11 protein-coding genes are annotated in these 18713 nt (G+C 45.2%); 8 read left to right on the forward strand and 3 right to left on the reverse strand.

Features of this window, described 5'->3' with window-relative positions; genetic code table 11:
• Window positions 1–51: 51 nt before the first annotated feature.
• The 3 genes from ACO05V_RS19920 to ACO05V_RS19930 form a co-directional block, all read right to left on the reverse strand.
• The gene (locus ACO05V_RS19920) at window positions 52–1365 is read right to left on the reverse strand and encodes a Na+/H+ antiporter NhaC family protein (RefSeq protein WP_421855753.1); all 1314 of its coding nucleotides are present in this window, start codon (window positions 1363–1365) and stop codon (window positions 52–54) included.
• Window positions 1366–1677: 312 nt separating this feature from the next.
• Complete coding sequence (locus ACO05V_RS19925) at window positions 1678–4017, reverse strand: glucose/quinate/shikimate family membrane-bound PQQ-dependent dehydrogenase (RefSeq protein WP_421855755.1); 2340 nt, start codon at window positions 4015–4017, stop codon at window positions 1678–1680.
• Between the two features lie 226 nt (window positions 4018–4243).
• Complete coding sequence (locus ACO05V_RS19930) at window positions 4244–5437, reverse strand: FAD-dependent monooxygenase (RefSeq protein ID WP_421855757.1); 1194 nt, start codon at window positions 5435–5437, stop codon at window positions 4244–4246.
• A gap of 331 nt (window positions 5438–5768) precedes the next feature.
• On the opposite strand from ACO05V_RS19930, the gene ACO05V_RS19935 reads away from it, so the two are divergent.
• From ACO05V_RS19935 to ACO05V_RS19970, 8 genes are all read left to right on the forward strand, one after another.
• Window positions 5769–7223, forward strand: a complete 1455-nt coding sequence (locus ACO05V_RS19935; protein ID WP_421855759.1) for a circularly permuted type 2 ATP-grasp protein — start codon at window positions 5769–5771, stop codon at window positions 7221–7223.
• A gap of 2 nt (window positions 7224–7225) precedes the next feature.
• Entirely contained in the window at window positions 7226–8170 is a 945-nt protein-coding gene (locus tag ACO05V_RS19940) for an alpha-E domain-containing protein (protein WP_421855761.1), read from the forward strand.
• Window positions 8167–11541 carry a DUF2126 domain-containing protein gene (locus ACO05V_RS19945; RefSeq protein WP_421855763.1) on the forward strand — a complete coding sequence of 1125 codons (3375 nt, stop codon included), beginning with the start codon at window positions 8167–8169 and terminating at the stop codon, window positions 11539–11541. The genes ACO05V_RS19940 and ACO05V_RS19945 overlap by 4 nt, the downstream gene beginning before the upstream one ends.
• 29 nt (window positions 11542–11570) lie before the next feature.
• On the forward strand, window positions 11571–14150 hold the full coding sequence (locus ACO05V_RS19950) for a circularly permuted type 2 ATP-grasp protein (RefSeq protein ID WP_421855765.1): 2580 nt from the start codon (window positions 11571–11573) through the stop codon (window positions 14148–14150).
• Complete coding sequence (locus ACO05V_RS19955; protein ID WP_421855767.1) at window positions 14147–15028, forward strand: transglutaminase family protein; 882 nt, start codon at window positions 14147–14149, stop codon at window positions 15026–15028. The genes ACO05V_RS19950 and ACO05V_RS19955 overlap by 4 nt, the downstream gene beginning before the upstream one ends.
• A 220-nt stretch (window positions 15029–15248) precedes the next feature.
• Entirely contained in the window at window positions 15249–16634 is a 1386-nt protein-coding gene (locus tag ACO05V_RS19960; protein ID WP_421855769.1) for a DEAD/DEAH box helicase, read from the forward strand.
• Between the two features lie 111 nt (window positions 16635–16745).
• Window positions 16746–17159, forward strand: a complete 414-nt coding sequence (locus ACO05V_RS19965; RefSeq protein ID WP_421855771.1) for a hypothetical protein — start codon at window positions 16746–16748, stop codon at window positions 17157–17159.
• 262 nt (window positions 17160–17421) lie between these two features.
• On the forward strand, window positions 17422–18699 hold the full coding sequence (locus ACO05V_RS19970) for an ABC transporter substrate-binding protein (RefSeq protein WP_421855773.1): 1278 nt from the start codon (window positions 17422–17424) through the stop codon (window positions 18697–18699).
• The last annotated feature ends 14 nt before the right edge of the window (window positions 18700–18713 follow it).

Raw genomic sequence — 18713 nt, forward strand, 5'->3', positions numbered from 1 at the left:
TAAAATGCAGGCTGGCGGGCTTCCAAAGAAATATTTTACTTTTTGCAATGTCTATTTAGCGCCTTTCGGCCAAGCGATAAAAATAGAAATCAAAGCGGCAACAGCCAATAACCAGCTGTATTGAACATAACCTACGAGCTCTAATGGTGACACTTTTGCCAAAGAAGACGCCAATAAAATCTGCGCGCCATATGGCAAAACACCTTGAACCACACAGGAAAAAATATCCAATAAACTGGCACTGCGTTTCGGATCAACATTGTAGCGTTCAGCAATATTTTTTGCGACCGAACCATTAATTAAAATAGAAACTGTATTATTAGCCGTACATAAATTAGTTAATGCTACTGCCGCACTGATACTCAACTCGCCCGCACGTGTTGATCCCGCTTTCGCACCCAACGCTTTACTGATACTTTCAATTGCGCCAACCAACCAATTCAAACCACCTTGTGATTTCATGAGTGCCGCAAGGCCGCCAATCAACAAGGAAAGAATCAAAATTTCCTGCATCCCAGTGTAACCAGCGTAAATATCAGAAGACCAAGATGCCACTGAGTAATCAGGCTGCATGGTCAAGCCAATTACACCAGCCAAAACGATACCGCTAAATAACACCAACATGACGTTAACGCCAGCGACCGCCAAGCCGAGAACAACGACATAAGGCAAAACACGAATCAAATCATAGTCTTTAATGTCTGTAATGTGCGCATCACTACTCTGGAAAAACAACCAAACTAAAGTAACCAAAGCCGCAGGCAGCGCGATTTTGAAGTTCATGCGGAATTTGTCGCGCATGTCACAACCCTGAGTTCGCGTCGCTGCTATTGTCGTATCAGAAATAATCGACAAGTTATCCCCGAACATCGCGCCGCCAATAACAGTGCCGACAGTCAACAACAAAGATAAATCTGCCGCTTCTGCAACGCCAATCGCTATCGGAGCAATGGCCGCAATCGTTCCCATCGACGTTCCCATAGAAGTCGCGACAAACGCCGTAATAACAAACAAACCAGGCAATAACAGCGAAGGCGGAACCACACTTAAGCCAAAGTTAACAGTCGCATCAACACCGCCAACACTTTTAGCAACACTGGCAAACGCACCAGCCAATAAATAAATCAGCACCATGGTAACAATCGTATTATCACCCACACCTTGAATAAAAGTTTCAATACGCTGATTAAAATGCCCTTTACCTAATAAAATCGCCAAGGCAATAGCAGGTAAAATAGCGACAGGGGCAGAGATCTGATAGAAGGCAAAGTCGACGCCTTCAGATTGATACCAAAGGCCGCTGCCAACAAAAAGAACAAGAAAAAGTAATAATGGCAACAGTGCCAGAGGAGATTTAGAAGTCATATCGTCTGAGGATTCCAGATTGAGTTAACCCTGCAACTTGTGGTCTTAGGGAAGAAAGACGCGAATAATAGTAAAAAGTTATCGATGAGACCAATAATAAATTGTGATGTCGTTGTCACAAAACGTTATAACTAAAAATACAAAAAAGTATTTTTCATTATATTAAATTGCTATATGCAATGTAGTAACGATAAAAAGCCCAGTCATCAAAGCTGTCAGCGACCTAACAACTTCAACACTGGGCTTTGTTATAACTTATTAAAGGCAGCCTCTTTATCAAAATAACGACTCAATAAAAAATACTGCCAAAAGTTACTTTTTCAGTTTATAAGCAACCACATAATCGCCAATAGTTGTGCCAATGGAACCATGTCCACCAGCTACCTGAACGACCATTTGCTCACCTTTGCTGTTTAAGTAAGTCATTGGTGTCGCTTGACCACCTGCTGGCAATCGGCTTTTCCATAATTCTTCACCAGTAGACAAATCATAAGCTCGTAAATAATCATCAACAGATGCCGCCATGAAAACCACACCGCCATCCGTAATCACAGGACCACCAATACCGGGCACGCCCATTTTGATTGGTAATTTAAATGGCGTCATATCTTCAATAGTGCCGTTCTTATGTTTCCAAACAGTCTTACCTGTTTTAAGATCTGCACCCGCTACATAACCCCAAGGCGGTTGCTGACAAGGAATCCCCAGAGGCGATAAGAAAGGTTTTAATTCAACGGCAAACTCAGCCCCTTCATTAGAATTAATCCCCTGCTCCCCTTTATTGGCTACACTTAAGTCAGCCCCTTCTCTTGGTTGCAGAGTGGAAGTGAAAGCTAAATAAAGCGGCATACCAAACATTTGCTGGCGCTTAGGATCAACAGCGATACTGCCCCAGTTAAACACCCCAAAATTACCAGGGTAAACAATGGTTCCCTGCTCAGATGGTGGCGTGTATCGACCTTCATAACGCAACTGCTTAAATTGAATCCGACACATTAATTGATCCAGAGGTGTCGCGCCCCACATATCCGCTTCCGTTAACTTAGCTGGCTTAAAAGAGAACGCAGAAGTTGGTTGAGTTTTCGCAGCGTAATCACCAGGAATCGTCCCCTGTGGCGCTGGCTCCTCAGTGATAGGAAAAATAGGTTCACCTGTTTTACGATTCAACACGTAAACATCACCCTGTTTGGTCGGTACCACCAAGGCTGGCTGCTTACCCGTTGGCGTGTCTAAATCCAACAACGCGGGTTGAGCTGGCGTGTCCATATCCCATAGATCATGATGAACAAACTGCTGAACCCAAGCAACCTGACCGGTTTTCAGACTCAATGCCACCACTGAAGTCGCGTATTTTTCTTCCGCCGGAGTACGATACATACCGAGCTGATCCGGTGTACGGTTCCCCATGGGGAAATACGCCAAACCAAGCTTTTCATCCGCACTGGCAACCGACCAACTATTTGGTGAGCTTGTCGCGTAAGTTTCGTCTGGACCTATCGGTGTTGTATCTTCTGGATGACCAGAATCCCAGTTCCATTTCAACTCACCCGTTTTCACATCGTAAGCACGAATCACGCCAGATGGTGAATTCACATCATAGTTATCATTCACGGAGCCCGCGACAATGACTACTCCACCAGCCACTAATGGCGGCGATGTAGAATAGTAATAACCAGACTGTTTAAACGGCATGTTGTGCATTAAGTCCAATTCACCATTATCGGCAAAGTTAGCACAACGTGCGCCCGTTGTTGGATCTATGGCTACTAAACGCGCATCAGACGTTGGTAAAAACAATTGAGCATCACACTGCATGCTGGTTAAGCTTTCCGTCGGAGCCGACTCTTTTTGAATAGGTGGAAGCTGTGCTCCATTGGAAGGAGGTAAATAAGACACACCCCGACAGGTCTGATGTTGACGCTGACTTTCTGCCGGCACTTTCGCATCGTAAACCCATTGTTCTTCACCTGTATCCGCATCTAATGCCACAATCCAGTTGTGTGGAGTACAGACATAAAGAGCATTACCGAGCTTCAATGGCGTTGCTTCGTAAGTTGTTTCTCCCACATCTTTCGGGCCTTTTTTATCGCCAGTTTGATATTGCCAAGCGACTTGAAGCTGATCTGCATTATCCGGTGTAATTTGAGCCAATGGCGAGAATCGCTGACCTAAATTACTACGTCCGTAAGCGTTCCACTCACCCTGAGTAACATCACCAGTATCGGCATCAGGCATGCTCACTGAACGCGTTATTGTGCCTTCAACAGTTGTAGGCGACATCATAAATAGAGGTGAGATGGTGACCAAAGCCGTCGCTAACCAAACTGGAAACAACAAACGTCCGCCACTTTTACGTTTAAAGAAAGCCAACAAGAGAAGAGGAATAGCGAGTACTAAGAAAAGCCCCATTCGTGTTGCTAGAGGCCACCAACTTAAGCCTGATTCCATAATTGACCAGATTAAGGTGCCAACCAACAATAGAGCATAAATAAGATTGGCGATTTTATTACGCTTTCTTAACAACAAAGCAACGGCGATAAAAGCAACGCCTGCAACAACATAATAAAGGCTGCCATCAAGAGATAGGAGCCAGCCACCACCTAATAGCAAAGCCAAACCAATGACTAAGAACAGTACCGAGAGAACAATCATATGACACAATCCCTTCGAGTTTAAATTCGTTCATTTAATTCGTTTGTTTAATTCAGGAAATAAGAAGCAAAACGACCGCTAAACAGCCGTCAAGCAACCTATTCACCATAGATGATTACAACTCAAAGGAAAAGTGTAGAGCATAAAACAACAAAATAGACTCTTTTCTTACATATTTATAAAGCGCCCTTATATAACCTCACTAATAGCCTCCCGCTCATAGCACTCAATCCTTAGTCACATCATAACCATACACAGCATCTAACTTAGACTGGATAACATTAGGAACAAAGCGGCCAGCGGCTTGCAGCACTTTTAACTTCATCTTACCTAGAGCGCCACCATGTATGTGATATAAGCCAGCATTAGCTTTGGACATTTGCTGAACCTTAGTCGCGCGGGGTTTACGAATTTGCTCGTATTTAAACAAGGCATCACTAAGCTCAAAGCGGGACAAACACTTAGCTAAAACATATGCGTCTTCAATCGCCATCGCAGCGCCTTGCGCCATGAAAGGCAACATGGGATGACAAGCATCGCCCAACAAAACCACTCGACTTTTGTGCCACATTGGAAGCTCATCACGACCGTTTAATGCCCACAAAAACGTACTGCTCGCGGACTTTATTAATTCACTCACTTCAGGGTGCCAATCAGCAAAAGCACGTTTTAACTCGCCAACATCGCCTTCTTCACGCCATGACTCCGATTGCCAATCGCTGCGTTCTTCCACGGCAACGAAGTTTACATAATCGCCACCACGCAAATAATAGCTAACAAAATGTCGGCCCGGTCCAGCCCAAATACAGGCATCAGGTTTAACATCCACCGTCAGATCACTCACAGGAATAACGCCACGCCATGCCACTTGTCCCATAAAAATTGGGCGTTCTTGTCCTAGCATTTGCTCACGCACTTTTGAACGAATACCGTCCGCCCCGATCAGCAGATCGGCACCAACTTCACGACCATCATCGAGCAATAAATAAACTTGCTTGAGCTCAGTATTTTCACGATAACCGGTTACTACAGCATTCAATACCAATTCAACGCCTGCTTGTGCACACGCTTCAGCTAAAACCTGGTGTAAATCAGCACGATGCAAATGCCAGTAAGGTGCACCATAACGAGCCTCAGCTTGCTTGCCCAAAGAGGATTTTAGGTAGTATTCACCCGTTTTATAATCTCGAATGGCGGCATGCTGAGGAACAAAAGCGAACTGACTTAACTCATACTCCAAACCCAGTTGGCGCAATACTTTTAAAGCATTAGGACTAATTTGCAGACCGGCGCCAACCTCACCAAGACTCGTGGCTTGTTCACACACCACAACTTGAACACCTTGCTTAGCCAAAGCCAACGCAGCACACAAGCCACCAATACCTGCTCCAGCAATCACAACACGATTAACCTGTCCCACTCACCTTTCCTCTTTGTTGATGATGCTTTTGCAAGAATTAAAGCGTCATAGTAGCGAATTCCTGTCCAAATAAAACCGATCTATATCACTTAGAATGGAACAAAAAATGTGAAAATACTTTTCAAATACTATGGCTCGATCCTTGCTTTATTCTCTCAGTAGTGCGAAAACATTATGAGCAACCTAGTAAATCAAGGTAATGATATGGCTAGGTTCAAGCTTACAAACTAAAGAAGTCTCCCCAATGTGGGGCGGATGCACAAAAAAGCCCACAAAATGTGTGCAAGTTTAAGGCACCCACCTCCGGCTTGATAAAGAGAACGAGGTATACATGGAAAAACTAACCAGCCATTATCAGTCATCTGATTTTTTTGACGAGTTAATAGATGACAAAGGCGCCCCAAGATCTCCAGCAAAACAACTCTTGGGGTATTTAGACAGTCTTTCAGAAGACGAGCTAGAAAAAAGACGCCTCACCGCAGAAGCAACGATACAAGAGATGGGCATCAGCTTCACGGTCTACACAGAAGAAGGCAATATAGACAGAGCATGGCCCTTCGATATTGTCCCCAGAACCATAGAAGCCTCAGATTGGAAAATAGCTGAAGCAGGATTAAAACAACGACTCACCGCTCTTAACCTTTTCATCAACGACCTCTACCACGACCAAAACGTCATCAAAGACGGCATCATCCCAGAACACATCATCAAAGATTCCAAAAACTTTAGACCTGAATGCGTTGGCGTTTCACCAGCCTACGGCGTCTGGGCGCATATTTGTGGTACCGATTTAGTGCGAGATGAAAATGGCGACTTCTTTGTTTTAGAAGATAACCTACGCGTACCTTCTGGCGTATCTTACATGTTGGAAAACCGAGCCATAACAAAGCGAGTTCTACCTGAATTATTTGAAAACGAATCCATCTTGCCAGTCGATTCTTATACCTCGCAATTGTTTGACACCTTGGCGTCTTTATCGCCAAGAGACATAGAAAACCCAGAAATCGTAGTATTAACACCTGGCATTTATAACTCTGCCTATTTTGAACACGCTTTCTTGGCGCAACAAATGGGCGCTGAACTAGTAGAAGGCAGCGATTTATTTGTCGACAATGACGACTGCGTCTACATGAAAACCATCGATGGGCCAGAGCGTGTGGATGTTATTTATCGTCGTATTGACGATTTATTCATCGATCCAGAAGCCTTTGATCCAGAATCTGTCCTAGGCGTTGCAGGTCTAATGCGCGCATGGCGAGCAGGTAATGTTGCACTGGCAAACGCGCCAGGGGCGGGGGTTGCCGATGACAAAGTGGTTTACGCTTATGTGCCAGACATTATTCGTTATTACTTGAACGAAGAGCCGATTCTTAACAACGTCGAAACCTTCTTATGTGACGATCCAGAACAGCGCGCCTACGTTCTTGCCAACCTAGATAAATTGGTGATTAAACCAGCCAACGAATCTGGCGGTTACGGCATGTTAGTCGGTCCTCATTCAACCAAAAAAGAACAAGCACTGTTTGCCGAGTTAATCACTAAAAACCCGCGTAATTACATTGCTCAACCAACGTTGAAATTATCCACCGCACCAACGCTTATATCCAAAGGGATCTTAGAGCCTCGTCACCTAGACCTTCGTCCATTCATCTTGCAAGCGAAGGAAACCTACGTCACTACAGGCGGGCTTACCCGTGTTGCCATGAAAAAAGGTTCCTTGGTCGTTAATTCGTCACAAGGTGGTGGTAGTAAAGACACTTGGATTGTAGAAACAAAGGGGCACTAATCATGTTATCTAGAGTCGCAGAACGCTTATATTGGAGCGCACGGTATTTGGAACGCGTTGAAAACACAGCCCGCTTGGTCAGTGTTTATGACGACCTATTATTCGACCTTCCAAAAAACATCGAAGTATCTTGGTATAACTTAATCGAGATACTCAGTGGCGAAGAAATCTTCGAACAACGCTATAAAGTCAAAGACGAACGCAACGTAGTGAAATTTCTTTTGGCCGATGACACAAACTCAAGCTCCATGTTGTCATCATTAAAAATGGTCCGAGAAAATATCCGTACCACTCGTGATGCGGTTCCTAAAGAAACATGGGAACTAATAAACGAACTGGATCTATACGCACAACAGAATATAAAGCAAGGGATTAACCGTTCAGAACGACATCTTTTCTTGAATACCATTATTGAAGGCTGTCAAAAAATCATCGGCCTCTTTGCTGGCGCCATGAGGCGTGATTCTGGCTGGCACTTTCTCATTATGGGCCGCTATTTAGAACGTGCCGACATGGGAACTCGTATTCTTGATGCGGCGGTGTCTTTAATGCTGCAGTCCGAACCAGAAGCACGAATTCAACTTGGCCAAGTGACGTGGTCAAAAGTATTAAAGTCCCAAAGTGCGTATTTGGATTATCGCCGCACCGTAAGAACCTCTATAAACGGAGCAAAAGCCACGACATTCTTGATGAATGATCCTTGTTTCCCACGATCTCTAGCTTATTGCTTAGGTCAAATAGGTGAAGCGGCAACAAAATTACCACGTGCTGGTTTGATTACCGCTCAGGTAGATAAGCTTTTAGAATTTGATTACCCAATCAATAGTTCAGAAGATTTGGATAAAGACTTCCATAATCATCTCAACGATATACAGATTGCCATTATCGAAATAAATCACCAGATCACCGAAAACTGGTTTCATTTTCGGCAAGGAGACGCTGCATGACCATTAGAGTCGCAATACAGCACAAGACTACCTACGAGTTTGATCGTTTTATCAACGTGGCTCCCCATGTTTTAAGACTGCAACCGGCGGCGCACTCACGTACAAAAATTCATGCATATTCCCTCAAAGTCTTGCCTGAAACACATTTTATCAATGTACAACAAGACCCGTTTGGCAACTTCCAAACTCGCTTAGTGTTTCCTGAAAAAACCAATAAGCTAGAGTTTTACGTGGAAGTGATCGCCGATATGACGGTCATCAACCCATTCGATTTCTTCGTGGAAAGCTACGCGGAAGAATATCCATTTGCCTACGACAAAGCCCTTAAAAAAGAGCTAGATCCTTACTTACAAGTCACCGAGTCTTGCCCGTTATTGGATAAATGGCTATCAACAGTTGATCGTAAAAATACGCCAATCAATGATTTTCTCGTTGCGATTAATAGCCGCTTAGCAGCTGACATTGGTTACGGCATTCGTTTAGAGCCCGGCGTTCAAACCTGCGAAGAAACCTTAACCCTTAAAAAAGGCTCTTGCCGAGACACCTCTTGGTTATTGGTGCAGATCCTTCGTAGCCTTGGTTTAGCGGCACGCTTCGCGTCTGGTTATCTGGTTCAGTTAACGTCTGACGTGAAAGCACTCGACGGCCCATCTGGCCCAGAAGAAGATTTCACTGACTTACACGCATGGTGTGAAGTGTTTTTACCGGGTGCAGGCTGGGTTGGCTTAGATCCTACTTCAGGCCTATTCGCTGGCGAAGGTCATATTCCTCTGGCTTGTACACCAGAACCAGCTTCAGCTGCACCGATTACAGGCTTTGTTGACGAATGTGAGTGTGAGTTTAGCTACAGCAACATTGTTACTCGTATCCATGAAGATCCACGTGTGACCAAACCCTATGCCGAAGGCGAATGGGACACCATCAAAGCCTTAGGTTTTGCGGTGGACAAACAGCTTGAAGACGGCGACGTTCGTCTAACAATGGGTGGAGAACCAACGTTTGTCTCCATCGATGACATGGATTCGGAACAGTGGAACACAGGCGCATTGGGCGCAGAAAAACTCAAACTAGCCAAAGACTTGCTGATCAAAATGAAGCAAGAATTCGGTGCTAACGGCCTACTTCATTATGGCCAAGGCAAATGGTATCCGGGCGAAGAAGTACCGCGTTGGGCTCTGGGTTGTTTCTGGCGTACTGACGGCGAAGCCTTGTGGAATGATCCAAAATATTTGGCTCGTGTAGACAAAGACTACAAACACACCATCAAAGACGCCCAAGCGTTTGGCGAATTGTTGTGTGAAAAACTGGCACTAGATAAGCAATATCTTCAAAGCACCTACGAAGACACCCTGTATTATTTATGGATGGAACAATCCCTTCCAGCCGATGCCGACCCAACAAAAGCCGATTTAAAAGACGATTTAGAACGCCGTCGTCTAGCAAAACTGCTTAGCCGTGGCTTAAGCACCACGACTGGCTTCGTACTACCGCTAGAATTCGATACGGTAAATAATCGTTGGAACAGCTCACTTTGGCCAATGCGCAGTGACGTTATCACCTTAATTCCGGGTGACAGCCCAATGGGTTATCGTTTGCCATTGAATTCTTTGCCAGCGCAAGCTGAAGAAGATCGCATTCCTGAGCGTGACCCATTTGATCCTCGCCAACCTTTGGCGAACAAAAAAGACAACGCGGTATTAGACAGTGTTGCCAAGCAACATTTCGCTAAGAAGTCAGTAGCGCCCATTTCTAGACCTGAAAAGCTAGCACCAGAAAAAACACTGAAAAACGTGATTCGTACGACCTTGTGTATCGAACCACGTGATGGCCGCTTGCATGTATTCATGCCGCCAATGACGCATCTTGAGCATTTTGTCGAGGTTCTTGAACACCTTGAGTCGGTTGCGAAAACCCTTGATAAACCTATCGTTGTCGAAGGTTACGAGCCTCCAAAAGATCCGCGCTTGCAGAAGTTCTTGATCACACCAGATCCAGCTGTTATCGAGGTGAACATTCATCCTGCGGCGAGCTGGAAAGAACTGGTTCACAATACCGAGACCTTATATCACCAAGCCTATCTTTCTCGCCTTGGCGCAGAAAAATTCATGCTTGATGGTCGCCATACTGGCACTGGTGGTGGTAATCACGTGACACTGGGTGGTCGCACACCAGCAGACAGCCCGCTGTTGCGCCGCCCTGAGTTGTTACAGAGTTTAGTGACGTTCTGGCAGCATCATCCAGGTTTATCTTATCTTTTCTCAGGTATGTTCATTGGCCCAACCAGCCAAGCACCTCGTCCAGATGAAGGTCGCGATGAAGCCTTGTATGAAATGGAAATTGCTTTCCAGAACATGCCGTCTGGTTTAGTCGATGAACCTTGGTTAGCCGATCGTTTGATGCGTAACTTGTTGGTCGACATCACAGGTAACACCCATCGTTCTGAATTCTGTATTGATAAGCTTTACGCGGCTGGCAGTGCCAGTGGTCGACAAGGTTTATTGGAATTCCGTGGCTTTGAAATGCCGCCACATCCGCACATGTCTCTGGTGCAAATGCTGTTGTTGCGCTGTTTAGTGGCTCGTTTCTGGAAAGAACCGTATAAAAAACCCTTGGTTCGTTGGGGCACAAGCCTGCACGATAAATTCATGCTGCCGCATTTTGTTTGGCAAGATGTGAAAGAAGTGGTCGAAGACCTTCAGCGCCATGGTTTCCCATTCAAACTAGAATGGTTGGCGCCATTTGAAGAGTTCCGTTTCCCTCATTACGGTCGTCAGAAAATCGACGACATGGAAATTGAGCTTCGTTGGGCGATTGAGCCTTGGCACGTACTAGGCGAAGAAATCACTGGATCAGGCACCGCTCGCTATGTAGATTCTTCCGTTGAACGTTTGCAGGTGAAACTATCAGGCTTAACGGATGGGCGCTACGTACTGAGTTGTAATGGCCGTCGTGTGCCAATTCGTTCCACAGGTCGCAAAGGCGAATACGTTGGTGCGGTTCGCTACAAAGCTTGGGCGCCACCATCAGCCTTGCACCCAACGTTGGGAACCGATACGCCATTAATATTTGATTTGATCGATACATGGAATGGCTTATCTGTTGGCGGCTGTACTTATCACGTGTCTCACCCTGGTGGACGTACGTATGACAATGTACCGGTCAACAGCAATGAAGCGGAAGCCCGTCGTGTTAACCGTTTTTGGGATCACGGCTTCACTCAAGGCACGCTGTCTCCACCGCCAGCATTCAATGCATTGCGCGGTTTTTACCCGAATGGAGACGAGCCTCGTGCCATGTCGCCACCAGCAGAAGAGCCAATGAACGAATATCCGCATACATTAGACCTAAGGAAGCAGTATAATGTTCTCTAATAATTAATTTTTTTAGGCTCAAGCACATTATGCAACTTCAAACAGGTACCTTTGTAACGTCGGTGATAGATGAGAAGCCGACGTTATCTTCCGCCTATGATAAACCTATCAATGCTTATGATGAGGCCTTCACGGAAGATCGCCAACCGCGCGCACATTGGGAAGCCCTGCTACGCAACATGAGCAATTTGTCTGACGAGGAGATGCTGGACCGACAACGTCGTGCTCAGCGCATTCTTCGTGAAGACGGAGCAACCTATAATTTAACCAGCGATCCACTCACACCAAGTGTGTGGTCGCTGGATCTTATTCCCAATATTATTCCGACCGATGAATGGCTTGCCATCGAACAAGGTTTAGCTCAGCGCTCGAACTTATTTGATCTGATGTTGAAAGACCTTTATGGCCCGCAAGAATTACTAAAAAACGGCATTATTCCGTCTGAGATTATTTTTAGTCATCCCGGTTTTTTGCGCCAATGCCACGGAGTTATGGTTCCCGGTGCTCATCAATTGCTGCATCATGCGGTCGATCTGGTTCGCGACCATACAGGCCAATTCCAAGTCATTGGTGATCGTACCCAAGCGCCAAATGGCGCAGGCTACGCATTGGAAAACCGTACCGTGGTGTCGCGTGTTATTCCAAACAGTTTCCGCGATAGCCAAGTGCGTCGCCTTGCAGGATTTTTCCAATCCTTCAAAAATATGCTGTCTTCTCTTGCCAGCCAATGGACGGATACGCCACGTATCGTCATGCTGTCTCCTGGCGCCTACAGCAGCACGTATTTCGAACAAGCTTACTTATCAAACTATCTTGGCTTTCCATTAGTTCAAGGTAGTGACTTAACCGTGCGTAATGGCGCAGTGTGGATGAAGTCTTTAAACGGCTTGGCACGCGTCGATGTTATTTTACGTCGCGTCGATGATGCTTACTGTGATCAAGCCGAATTAAGAGCCGACTCTTTCCTTGGTGTTCCAGGATTATTAGAAGTGGTTAGAGCTGGCAACGTCGTATTAGCCAACCCATTAGGCAGCGGTATTTTAGAAGCTCCTGCTTTAGTGAAATTTTTACCTGCCATCAGTGAGTTTTTAACCAGCGAACAACTCTCTTTGCCTTCCGTAACAACTTGGTGGTGTGGCGATAAGAACGACTTCAATTACGTTATCGCCAATATTAGTAATCTAATCATCAAACCAGCGATTCGCAGTCATAGCAGCAACAGCATTTATGGGCACACGCTGAGTGAAAAACAAAAACTCAGCACCATAGAAAAAATCAAGAAAGCCCCTCATCTCTACACGGCACAAAGTTATGTGCCGGGCTCCATGTCACCTATTTGGTTAGATGGAAAAATACAAGCCAGACCTAGCCTATTACGAGCTTTCACTATTGCTGGCCCAACCAGCTACACTGTCATGCCCGGCGGTTTATCTCGTGCTGGCGAGTCGACAAAAGAAAGCATTGTTACCAATATGTCTGTCTCAAAGAGTAAAGACACTTGGATCATCGCCGCAGAACCAGAAGCACAAACCACCTTATTCAATGATCAAGTCTTACTACAAGACGAAGCCTTACAAGCAAACTTACCAAGCCGAGTAGTCGAAAACTTATTTTGGATGGGACGCTATGCCGAACGTGCAGAAATTAGCATGCGTTTACTGCGTACTATTTTTAAGCAAATGAATGGCATCGACCCACTGCCAGAAGAAAGCCGCCGCATGTTACTTGAAATGGCATCTACGCAAACTGGCTGCCTACCCGGCTTTATGGAAGCAGACGAAAAGCTGCTTGCCAATCCAGAAGCGGAACTCGTTTCTATCATCACGGATGGCAACCGAGCAGGATCGGTCAAAGCCAATCTGCAAGCCATGTTAAGTTGTGGCGAGCAAGTCAAAGAAATGCTCTCTGCCGATACTCGCATTATCATCAATGAGCTGCGCGACCACATTCATGAGCTAGACCGTGCTTATACCAATGGTTTGCCCTCTGCGCCGGAAGAATCCTTAGACAGCCTAGTTACTTCCTTGTTGGCACTGTCCGGCTTGAATCATGAAAGTATGTTACGTGGACTCGATTGGACGTTTCAGGAAATTGGCCGTCGTACCGAGCGCGCATTGCAAACGGCCACCTTGTTACGTTCTGCGCTCACCACACCTCTGCCTTCTGGACCACAACAGCAAATTTTAGAGTCTGTTTTACTAAGCGTAGAAGCGCTTATTTCCTTCCGCCGCCGCTATCGAAATCGTGTACGTGTCGCTTACGGATTAGATCTATTGATGATTGATGGCACCAATCCACGCTCTTTGCTTTATCAAGTAGAGCAGCTGCGTAAATACATCAGAGAACTGCCCAGAAATGAGACAACAACGGCTGGCCTAAGCCCAGAAAATAAAATCATTTTAAAATCGTTAAATGATATTCAACTTGCTGACTTGGAAGAGCTTGCCCAAATCGATCCAAACACCCAAAGCCGTCTAAAACTAGAACAACTCATGACTGAATTGCTGGATCAATTAGAGCAATTCACCGTTCTCATTAGCGATAAATATTTTGACCATACCGCTGGCCCGCAGTCATTGACTGAAGCCATCAGAGGAACAAATATATGAGATACCGCGTCCGTCATATAACAGAATACACTTATGGAGCGCCAGTGAGCTTATGCTACAACATGGCTCACTTATTACCGCGAGATACGCGCAATCAGCGCTGCTTGAATCAAAAAATACAAATCAATCCACCACCAGTTTATCAAAACGATGGGGAAGATTATTTTGGCAATCAAACGTTTTATTTTTCAATTCAAGAAGCCCATAAAAAACTCGTAATCGATGTCACCACTGACTTTGAAATCGCGCCATTGGATGTACTGCAATGGCAAATGCAAAACACCTTTACTTGTGGTCAATTACGCGCCCAACTCAGTGCACCGAATACACCTGAGCTGCGCATGGCAAAAGAATATCTATTGGATTCGCCACAAATACGCTGCTCAGAAGATTTAAAAGCCTACGCGCTAAGCACTTTCACTGATGATAAACCGATCTTGCAGGCCGCGCTGGCTTTTACACATAAGATCTTCACCGAATTCAAATTCGATCCGGCTAGCACAACCGTTGCCACGCCACTTGAACAAGTACTTAAACAGCGCAGCGGCGTATGTCAGGATTTCGCACACTTAGCTATTGGCTGCTTGCGCTCGGTTGGTATTCCAGCTCGTTACATGAGTGGCTATCTGGAAACTTTACCACCACCGGGACAAGAAAAATTGGTTGGTGCAGACGCATCCCATGCTTGGTTCGCGGTATTTATCCCTGAATTAGGCTGGGTAGAATTTGATCCAACCAATGACTTAATGCCAAGCGATCAACATATCGTCACCGCATGGGGTCGAGATTATGCTGACGTGACGCCGTTACAAGGCGTTATCTTTGAAGGTGGTGGCTCTCAACGGCTTGCTGTTTCGGTAGATGTAAAACGGGTCTAAAGAAGAAAACAGGAAAGATAGAAATGAGTCTTTGCTCGATAGGTGAGCGGAGCAAAGACGCTTTTTACTGCACTTTTTACTACAACTTCAGCCAGTACAATTATCGTTCAAAAGCCATACTACATAGCATGTAGAGCCGATATAAGGTAAGCTTCGCGAAATTCTTGCATAACCTGACCTTTCAGCTTAGCACCTGCCTTTATAAAACATGAGAACATCTATGAGTTTCAACAACCTTGGGCTTTCTGCCCCCATCCTAAAAGCCATTGAAGATCAAGGCTATACTGAGCCGTCTGCAATTCAAGCTCAGGCAATACCAGCCATTCTTGAAGGCCAAGATGTGATGGCCGCAGCCCAAACAGGAACAGGCAAAACAGCCGGTTTTACCTTACCCTTGCTTGAAATTCTTAGTAAAGGTGAAAATGCACAAAGCAATCAAGTTCGTGCTTTGGTATTAACGCCAACTCGTGAATTAGCAGCGCAAGTTGCAGAAAGCGTCAAAAATTACGGTCAGCATTTATCGCTTAAATCCACCGTCGTATTTGGTGGTGTCAAAATCAACCCGCAAATGATGGCACTACGCCGCGGCGCAGATATTTTGATCGCAACGCCTGGCCGCATGATGGATTTATACAATCAAAAAGCCGTCCGTTTCGACAAACTAGAAATCCTAGTGCTAGACGAAGCTGATCGCATGTTGGACATGGGCTTTATCCATGACATCAAAAAAATACTCGCCATTCTGCCGAAGAAACGCCAGAACCTATTGTTTTCTGCGACCTTTTCGCCTGAAATTCGCCAGCTTGCCAAAGGCTTGGTAAACAATCCTGTCGAGATTTCCGTTACACCACGTAACGCGACAGCAGTGTCAGTTGAACAATGGCTACACCCTGTCGACAAGAAGCGCAAAACTGAGTTGTTAATTCAACTTATCGCAGACGGTCGTTGGGATCAGGCATTGGTTTTTTCTCGCACTAAACACGGTGCCAATAAGATCACCAAACAATTAGAAGACGCGGGCATTCGTGCTAGCGCCATTCACGGCAACAAAAGCCAAGGTGCACGTACTCGTGCCCTATCCGACTTTAAAGAAGATCGTATTCGCATTCTTGTCGCGACTGACATCGCGGCGCGTGGATTGGACATTGAACAACTGCCTCATGTAGTCAACTTTGACCTACCTGATGTAGCCGAAGATTATGTTCACCGTATCGGCCGTACTGGTCGTGCTGGCGCAACAGGCAAGGCCATTTCATTGGTAGCCGCCGACGAGCTAGACCAATTACGTGCTATTGAGCGTTTGACTCAGAAGCTAATTGAGCGTCGCTACGAAGATGATTTCATGCCAACGCACATGTTGCCTGACACCACTCTTGATACACGTCCAATCAAGCCTAACAAGCCGAAAAGACCGCGTGAGCAAAACAGTGGTAATGGTGCAAGACAAGGCAATGGCGCGAAACAAGGTGGCAATCCTGCAAGACAAGGCAACGCGCCTAAATCTGGCAACCGTCGCCCTACTACTCCCAAAGCAGAAATGACACCCGGCCAAGGCCTACGCAGCAAGCCTTTAGCGCCAGCACGTCGTAACCGCAAGCCTGATTAATTTTCTACCAATCTGCTAGAATAAATAAAGCCACTGTGAGACTAGTCTCATTGTGGCTTTTCTTTAAGTAATCAATAAGTCTCGACGACTCACCAACAGCAAGGACGTGTTATGGGAATCATCATCCTTCCACTGAGTTTATTCTGGATACTAAGCTTTCTTTTCTCGATTCGAATGGGCTACGTCTTACTGAAAGAGGAAAAGCTATTTGTTTATAGAATACTGCCAACGATAGCTGCCATTCTTCTTGCCATTGCATATAAGACACTCTCCATCAATCAGTTTGAAGACAGTGAGTCGTTATGGACATTTGAGATATTGTTTTTCTTCTTGTCCAATTCAGAAGCCGCTTTCTTATATTTAGCGGCGTTTTTAGCCTATTTCTTCCTCAAAAAACGCATTAAAAACCCATCAATTAAATCTCTGATTTTCATTGTCGCACTGTCTATTTCTTTAGGTTCACTGCTTGGCGCTTTCAGCAACGATGCTTTCATGGCAGAACACCATATCAAGCAAACACATTAATAAACCAACTAAAATGATTTAATACGCGATTCACGAGCGATAAATCAAAAATAATTCAACATACAACCTTCCAAAAAAGGTACTGCAACGCGTTTGCATTTCACCGAACTTTCAAACACTTAGAGTAAAAAGCGTAATTTCACTTCGTATTAAACATATAAAAACAAAAAAGAGAACGTTTGTTTTTTGTTTTTAAGCGTTTTATTTCATGCTTTATTTAGTACTACAAAAATAACAAAAACCCAATAAATGAGGTAAATTCATGAAGATACTACCCAAAACATGTGTTGTTTCAACACTACTCCTATCAATGACAACGTTTTCATTTGCGCAAGATAAATACTCAGCAGATGACGTCAAAGGCTCTATCGTTTTTTACACTCACTGGACCAATATGATCGAAAACGGTGATATGGCGAAATGGGTCGACACCTTCAAAAAGAAATACCCCAATGTAGAAGACATCCAAGTACAAGGTATTGGACGATACGCTTCGACCATGTCTACTCGTCTTGCTACTGGCGATTACGGCGATGTGATGGAAGTGACAGCGCAAACACTGCCAAACGCTGAGTTAGGCGATTTTTTCTTGCCACTAAACGACATGAACCTTTCTAAAGACATGTATTTTCCTGATCAGTGGGGATACGAAGGCAAAGAGTATGCTTACACTTATGGCGTCAATATCGAAGCCGTGGTGTATAACAAAGCCGCTTTTGCTAAAGCCGGTATCAAAGACATTCCAACCACTCGAACCCAGCTTTTTGCCGATGCTGAAAAACTCAAAGCGGCGGGAATCATTCCCTTTGTCAGCAATATGGGCACTGGCTGGGCCTTAGTCGCTTATGACGGATTGGCGGCGGCCATTTCAGGTTCGAACGACTTTGCTGGCGATTTGATGAAAGACAAAACGCCTTTCTCAGCCACTCAACCTTATGGTCAATCATTCAGCGTTCTGCGTGAGTTTATAGATCGAGACCTAACAGAAAGCGATTTGACCACAGACAACTGGAACAAATCACGTGGTTGGATGGCTTCAGGGAAAGCCGGCATGTGGTTTCTCGGCAACTGGTCTATCAACCAAATCGCCAATGAAGGCGCCACTTCAGAAGGGCTAAAACCATTAAGCTTAGATGAGTTGGGCTTTTTCCCACTGCCTTACAATGACACTGGAAAATACAACATAAACTCCGGCCCAGATTACGCCATGGTCGTCAGCAAGCACACCAAAAATCCGATGCTTGCCAAAGCATGGATAGATTTCATTCTGACCAAAACAGACCTGTCACAAAAAGCGGGCTTTATTCCTGGTTATAAAAAGCTTGAACCCACGCTTCCTCAGCTGAAAGAAGTCATGAGCTACAAACCAACATTAGTGTATCAAGTTCCCCCTAGCGCGAAATTCACCGAAGCCATGAACTTAATCGGCTTTCAAAATGGCAGTACAACACGCGACTTGATGTATAAAAAAGATTATCAATCTGCCATAGATCGCCTCAATCAACGTTGGGCTAACGCCGTAAGACGTGTACAACGATAACGCCTTTTTCAGGG

Source organism: Marinomonas sp., assembly GCF_965225885.1.
Taxonomy (GTDB): domain Bacteria; phylum Pseudomonadota; class Gammaproteobacteria; order Pseudomonadales; family Marinomonadaceae; genus Marinomonas.

Bases quoted from the DNA above. Each gene is read 5' to 3' on its own strand.
- ACO05V_RS19950 (WP_421855765.1), top strand. From the start codon at position 11,571: ATGCAACTTCAAACAGGTACCTTTGTAACGTCGGTGATAGATGAGAAG.
- ACO05V_RS19960 (WP_421855769.1), top strand. From the start codon at position 15,249: ATGAGTTTCAACAACCTTGGGCTTTCTGCCCCCATCCTAAAAGCCATT.
- ACO05V_RS19925 (WP_421855755.1), bottom strand. From the start codon at position 4,017: ATGATTGTTCTCTCGGTACTGTTCTTAGTCATTGGTTTGGCTTTGCTA.
- ACO05V_RS19935 (WP_421855759.1), top strand. From the start codon at position 5,769: ATGGAAAAACTAACCAGCCATTATCAGTCATCTGATTTTTTTGACGAG.
- ACO05V_RS19940 (WP_421855761.1), top strand. From the start codon at position 7,226: ATGTTATCTAGAGTCGCAGAACGCTTATATTGGAGCGCACGGTATTTG.
- ACO05V_RS19945 (WP_421855763.1), top strand. From the start codon at position 8,167: ATGACCATTAGAGTCGCAATACAGCACAAGACTACCTACGAGTTTGAT.
- ACO05V_RS19965 (WP_421855771.1), top strand. From the start codon at position 16,746: ATGGGAATCATCATCCTTCCACTGAGTTTATTCTGGATACTAAGCTTT.
- ACO05V_RS19955 (WP_421855767.1), top strand. From the start codon at position 14,147: ATGAGATACCGCGTCCGTCATATAACAGAATACACTTATGGAGCGCCA.
- ACO05V_RS19970 (WP_421855773.1), top strand. From the start codon at position 17,422: ATGAAGATACTACCCAAAACATGTGTTGTTTCAACACTACTCCTATCA.
- ACO05V_RS19920 (WP_421855753.1), bottom strand. From the start codon at position 1,365: ATGACTTCTAAATCTCCTCTGGCACTGTTGCCATTATTACTTTTTCTT.